Genomic DNA, 6,000 nt, shown 5'->3' on the forward strand with positions numbered 1-6,000 from the left:
TCCTAGTTAAAGATATAAACAAAATATTCAAGGCAGTATCGTGTCTACTCATCGAAAACAGTTTCCGATAAGAGGAAAGATTGGCATTCTTTACGATAACTATATCGATCAGGCCATCCCGGAAGCTGATTATCTGGATTGGTATTTCTGCCTTCAAAATATATTTCCCAATCAATATGGCGATTAGTAAAGCTTCCTCTCAATAACGGTTCTCCTCGCCTATTGATTACATATAGCCATTATTGCCAGAAAGAAAACATTTACGTTTATCATGGCAAGTAATCTGACATCATTTTGCAAAAAGAATGTAAATAGCTTGTAAATTTACAGAATTTTACTGGATTTATTCCGAAAAGTATTATTTAATAGAATAGTAGAGATTATTTTATAGAAAAAATAGGAGGGTCAAGATGAAAAAACTTTATAGTCTATTATTAGTGCTGGCATTAGTACTTGTATTAGCAGCATGTGGTGGGTCAGATGAAACAGATTCAAGCAATGGTACAGAAGAAGGAGATACTTCCTCAGAAGAGGAGACTGCAGCAGGTGAAGAGGAAATTCCCGATAAATTAGTTATTGGATTTGTTCCATCCCAGGATTCCGATACGATTGCCGACACAATTGAACCATTGTCAGATCGTTTAGGCGAGGAATTGGGCATTGAGGTTGAAGGTCAGGTTATGACAAACTACAATGCTTTAGTTGAGGCTATGGGAGCCAATCAGGTACACATTGGATTCATTCCGGCATTTGGCTATGTATTAGCTAATGAACAATATGATGTTGAAGTAATCTTGAAATCCATCCGCTACGGATCAGGTACATATAAAGCACAATACGTCGTACGTTCTGATTCTGGCATCGAGAGTTTAGAAGATTTAGAGGGCACGACTTGGGCATATGGTGACCAGGGTTCTACTTCCGGATACCTCTTCCCTGCCAACGAATTAATGGAACAGTTCGGTTATGATACTGCTGCTGAACTGGAAAGTGATTTCTTCGGCGGAACGATGCAGACTGGCGGCCATGATAACTCAGCAATTGCTGTCCTTGAAGGGGATGCTGATGTAGCAACTACCTTTGATGATGTACGTACAGAATTAGAAGAAGAATATCCTACAGTAATGGAAGATCTTAAAATTCTTGGTTACACACAGGAAATACCAAATGATACGATTTCCGTAACTCAACAGTTGCCAGATGATTTCGTACAAGAGATTAAAGACGTATTCCTATCTTTTAATGATGATGAAGAAATGATTCAAATCATGAATGAAGTTTATAACTGGGATTCAATTGACGAAGCAACCGATGAAGAGTATCAGGTTGTAAAAGATACGTACAACAAATTTAAAGATAATATCGAGCTTTAAGCACCTTGCTCCAACAAAAACGATTCATTTTGTAAATAAGCAGATGACAATTAAAAGGGGAGTATTCACTCCCCTTTTTTCCTAATGTTCAGGACACATCAATGTAATGGAGGAAATTCATATAATGATTGAATTTAAGAATGTTGGTCTCGTCTATCCGAACGGTACAGAAGGCCTAAAGGATATAAATGTTAAAATAAATGATGGAGAATTTGTTGTTATTGTCGGACTATCCGGCGCCGGAAAATCTACATTCATTCGCAGCATAAACCGCTTAGTAACCCCTACCTCCGGATCTCTTCTTGTAGATGATGAAGACATATTAAAGTATCGCGGATCTGACATGCGAAAGCTCCGCACAAAGACAGGAATGATTTTTCAGAACTATAACCTTGTCAAAAGATCCAATGTTTTAAAGAACGTTCTCGCTGGGCGCCTCGGGCATACCGGAACATTGCGCTCTATTTTCAATGCCTATAAAAAGGAAGATGTGGGATTGGCTTATGAGAGCCTGCAGCGTGTAAATATTGCAGAAAAAATCTATAACCGCGCTGATGAGCTAAGCGGTGGCCAGCAGCAGCGTGTCAGTATTGCTCGTGTCCTGACACAACAGCCTAAATATATTCTGGCTGATGAGCCTGTGGCATCCCTTGATCCACCGACATCTCATCAAGTAATGACCTATTTGAAGAAAATCAATAAAGAGGATAATATAACAACCATCGTTAACCTTCACTTTATCGATATGGCTATGGAATATGCGGATCGAATCATCGGAATGCGTGCCGGCGAAGTCGTTTTTGATGGCCCAGTCTCCGAAGTGACCGATAGTACTTTTGAAGAAATTTATGGCCGCTCAATACGTGAGGATGACTTACGTGGGGGGGCAGATGAATCGTGACAACGGACAATAACTCCCTGAATTCCAAGCAAGTACCACCAATCTATCCCATTAAGACAAAAGTACAGGTAAGCCTTATATTCTTTGTTGTACTCGGCATCTATTTATTCAGTATGATTTGGACACAGCAGCAAATGGCCGGCGGGTTTGGCGGGGCTATTGGCAATATGTTCACGGTTATTGAAAAATTCTTCCCGCCTAATACAGCAGTCATATCCGCTATTTGGGGTCCAATGGTGGAAACCATTCAGATGGCTATCATCGCAACAACCGTTGCTGCAATCTTAACCGTTCCACTAGCACTGTTAGCTGCTGAAAATGTGACGACATTTAAACCGCTGTATTTGATAACCCGTACATTCCTGAACATCTTGCGTACGATACCTGACCTCGTATTAGCGGTTATTTTTGTTGGACTATTTGGAATCGGGCTATTCCCAGGTATCCTTGCGCTTATTATTTTTTCATTAGGGATATTGGCTAAGCTAATCAGTGAAACGATCGAATCGGTTGATATGGACCCGATGGAGGCTATGCGTGCTTCAGGCGGGAATGTACTGCAGGTTATCTGGTATGCACTGATTCCACAGGTATTGCCGCAATTCACATCGCTGGTGCTTTATGTATTTGAAATCAATATCAGAGCATCCGTTGTGCTCGGTCTTGTCGGTGCAGGTGGTATTGGGCTTATACTGAATCAGCAATTGGGCTTTTATAATTACCCAAATGCCATGATGATCATTATTATGATTTTTGTCGTCGTTATAATTATTGAATACATCAGTACGAAAATAAGGGAGGAATTGTTATAATGGAAAAATATAACTTACCTCCAAAACCAAAAATACAACTTACAAAAATATTAAAAATAGTATCATTGCCATATTGGTTATTGCAATGTATATATGGACCTTCTTAAGCATTGATATTGAATGGGGCCGTGCCATAAATCGTGCAGCAAATAATTTTCAGCGGGTCATTCCGAAGCTATTCAGCCCGGATTGGTCAGCTGTGGGCGATGTTTCCATGAGTATGCTCGAGACGGTGTTCATTGCATTTGCCGGTTCCTTAATGGCCGCAGTGATTGCAGTTCCCCTCTCCTTCCTGGCAGCAAGGAATATGATGGGCGGCGTCGTTCTGTCAACGGTCGGCAAATGGATATTGTCGGCTATCCGCGCATTTCCTGATATTATTCTGGCTATTCTTTTCGTTGTTGCAGTCGGTCCGAATGCATTTGCCGGAGTGCTTGCCATTGCGATTGGTTCAACTGGAATGTTAGGAAAAATGTTCTCGGAAATTATCGAATCGATTGATATGAATATCATTGAGGCAATGGAAGCAAGTGGAGCAAATAAAATTCAGATTTTATTTTACGGTGTAATCCCTCAGATTACTCCCGAATTCCTTTCTTATGCAATCTACCGTTTCGAAGTAGATATACGTGCTTCTTCCATACTCGGTATCGTTGGTGCAGGCGGTATTGGTACCATGATTATTTTTGCTTCCAACAACAGGAACTGGAGTGAAATGGGAACCATTTTGCTGGCGATCATTATCGTTGTAACCATTATCGATTTTGCTTCCTCAAGAATAAGAAGGAAAATCATCTAGCTAGAGTACAAGCTAAAACGAGTACAATGTCCCCCGAGGAGGAGTAAGCCCGCCTCAGGGGCATTTTGCTTCATAATTAGAAAGGATGTCCGTAAAATTGCAGAAACAATCAGCAGAATTAACGATTCTATACACTAGTGATGTTCATGGTCATGCCATGCCAATACTATATGGTACAAACGAGACCGCAGATATTGGCCTAGCCAACTATTCCTCCGTCGTCAGGCAAGCCAGACAGCAAAGCGAAAATTTACTTGTTCTGGATAATGGTGATTTGATTCAAGGAACACCACTCATGACCCACTATGTAAAAGAATTCAATAATAGGGAAAATCCGATGATTGGAATAATGAATCGAATTGGGATTGATGCCGGCGTCATCGGCAACCATGAATTTAACTTCGGGAAGAAGATTCTGTCTGATGCCATAAACCAGTCAGACTATCCTTGGCTTTCAGCAAACATACTTGACGAGTCAACGAATAAACCGAAATTCGGCCCTCCTTACATAATCAAACATCTGCCAAGCGGAATAAAAGCAGCGATCATCGGTGTAACCACCCACTATATACCGAATTGGGAGTCTGCAGAGCATATCCAGGGATTAGTTTTTGCAGATGCCTTCCTGACATTGGATAGATGGGTTAAATATATCCAGGAGGCGGAGAAACCCGATGTGTTAATCGCCTCGTATCATGGCGGTTTTGAAAGGGACTTAAAGACCGGTGAACAAACAGAGCCACTGACAGGCGAAAATCAAGGATATCAAATGTGCCAGGAAATAGAAGGAATTGATATATTGCTGACAGGGCACCAGCACCGTCAGCTGAACGAAACCATTAATAATACTTTAATCCTGCAGCCCGGAAATAATGGACAGGCATATGGAAAAGTGGAGATTGCTTTGGAGAAATTGAAGGATAGCTGGCAGATAACGAGCAAGACAGCAAGCCTCCACACAATGAGTAACACGGAACCTGATCCACTGATACTCGACTATATGAAGGAAATCGAGGAATCGACACAGCAATGGCTCGATCAGCCGATAGGTTACATCAAAGGCGATATGATCATCCATGACCCGCTCATGACCCGAATGAAGAAGCATCCATTTATACAATTTATCCAAGAAGTCCAGATGGATGCCAGCGGTGTTGATATTTCCGTTACTTCGCTGTTGAATAACACTTCTACCGGTTTTACGTCAGTAGTGACCATGAGAGATATAGTCTCTAATTACATGTATCCCAATACACTTATGGTATTGGAATTATCGGGTAAAGATATTAAAGAAGCACTGGAAAAAACAGCTGAATATTTTACTGTCATTGATCAGCGCATCGCCGTGAATCCGGCCTATATTGAACCAAAGCCGCAGCACTATAATTATGACATGTGGGAAGGCATCGAATATACGATTCACGCATCTGCAGAACCGGGCTCAAGAGTTACCGATATTTTTTATCACGGAAAACCGATTGATTATAGCCAAAAATATCATGTTGTTCTTAATAATTATCGCGCTTCAGGCGGTGGGAATTATAAAATGTTTAAGAACAAGCCTGTAGTGAAGGAAATACAAAAAGATGCGGTTGAACTGATCAGCGCTTATTTCGAGAAGAAACAAGAGATACCTGCCACTGTAAAAAATAACTTTTCAGTTATCTTGTAGGCTGCAAAATCCCAGGGAAATAACGGTATTCATCCATAACCAGCTGTCCATGATAGCTGGCTTTTTCTATTAACCGGGATTATCGGAAACCTGAAATTAAAAGGTCTGTTTTCTCAAAGAGCGTTTTGCTTTTACGTAAAACATATAAACTGTGAGGTAATTTGATGATGAGCTTTATCTCCGCTCCTGAAATACAATTCGCTTTCCGCGGGCTCGCGCTAAGCCAGCGTACAACTTGCGATTGCTTCCTTGTTTCCTTGCACCCGAAGCATGCTACGGAGCGTTACTGGTTGACGCAGATGCATCTAATGGGGTCTTAGTGTCTTAGCGTCTTCGCTTTTTTTGAAGACAAAAAAGCCAAAGAGGATTTCCTCATTTCTATGCTGCTCTGTCAATTATTTATAGAAATTATAGTGTGTTAATTGCCACTCCGGAAATACACT

6 protein-coding genes are annotated in these 6,000 nt (G+C 41.0%); 5 read left to right on the forward strand and 1 reads right to left on the reverse strand.

Features of this window, described 5'->3' with window-relative positions:
• Positions 1-44: 44 nt before the first annotated feature.
• Positions 45-203: a hypothetical protein gene (locus OMHG_RS18470; protein WP_154648246.1), complete on the reverse strand. Its 159-nt coding sequence runs from the start codon at positions 201-203 to the stop codon at positions 45-47.
• 207 nt (positions 204-410) lie between these two features.
• Between OMHG_RS18470 and OMHG_RS15280 the strand changes: the two genes are divergently transcribed.
• The 5 genes from OMHG_RS15280 (at position 411) to OMHG_RS15300 (ending at position 5,557) form a co-directional block, all read left to right on the forward strand.
• On the forward strand, positions 411-1,373 hold the full coding sequence (locus OMHG_RS15280) for a phosphate/phosphite/phosphonate ABC transporter substrate-binding protein (protein WP_010651760.1): 963 nt from the start codon (positions 411-413) through the stop codon (positions 1,371-1,373).
• Positions 1,374-1,497: 124 nt separating this feature from the next.
• Positions 1,498-2,274: a phosphonate ABC transporter ATP-binding protein gene (gene phnC, locus OMHG_RS15285; protein WP_010651761.1), complete on the forward strand. Its 777-nt coding sequence runs from the start codon at positions 1,498-1,500 to the stop codon at positions 2,272-2,274.
• Positions 2,271-3,086 (forward strand): phosphonate ABC transporter, permease protein PhnE, encoded by an 816-nt coding sequence (gene phnE / locus OMHG_RS15290; RefSeq protein ID WP_010651762.1) that lies wholly within the window; start codon positions 2,271-2,273, stop codon positions 3,084-3,086. Before phnC ends, phnE (OMHG_RS15290) begins: the two co-directional genes overlap by 4 nt.
• Before the next feature lie 85 nt (positions 3,087-3,171).
• Positions 3,172-3,885: a phosphonate ABC transporter, permease protein PhnE gene (phnE, locus tag OMHG_RS15295; protein WP_237566210.1), complete on the forward strand. Its 714-nt coding sequence runs from the start codon at positions 3,172-3,174 to the stop codon at positions 3,883-3,885.
• Positions 3,886-3,970: 85 nt separating this feature from the next.
• Entirely contained in the window at positions 3,971-5,557 is a 1,587-nt protein-coding gene (locus OMHG_RS15300) for a bifunctional metallophosphatase/5'-nucleotidase (RefSeq protein ID WP_044477042.1), read from the forward strand.
• The last annotated feature ends 443 nt before the right edge of the window (positions 5,558-6,000 follow it).

The organism is Oceanobacillus massiliensis str. N'diop, from assembly GCF_000285495.1.
Lineage (GTDB): Bacteria > Bacillota > Bacilli > Bacillales > Amphibacillaceae > Oceanobacillus > Oceanobacillus massiliensis.

Coding starts and splice junctions, on each gene's coding strand:
- OMHG_RS15280 (WP_010651760.1), top strand. CDS start 411: ATGAAAAAACTTTATAGTCTATTATTAGTGCTGGCATTAGTACTTGTA.
- phnC (WP_010651761.1), top strand. CDS start 1,498: ATGATTGAATTTAAGAATGTTGGTCTCGTCTATCCGAACGGTACAGAA.
- phnE (WP_237566210.1), top strand. CDS start 3,172: ATGTATATATGGACCTTCTTAAGCATTGATATTGAATGGGGCCGTGCC.
- OMHG_RS15300 (WP_044477042.1), top strand. CDS start 3,971: ATGTCCGTAAAATTGCAGAAACAATCAGCAGAATTAACGATTCTATAC.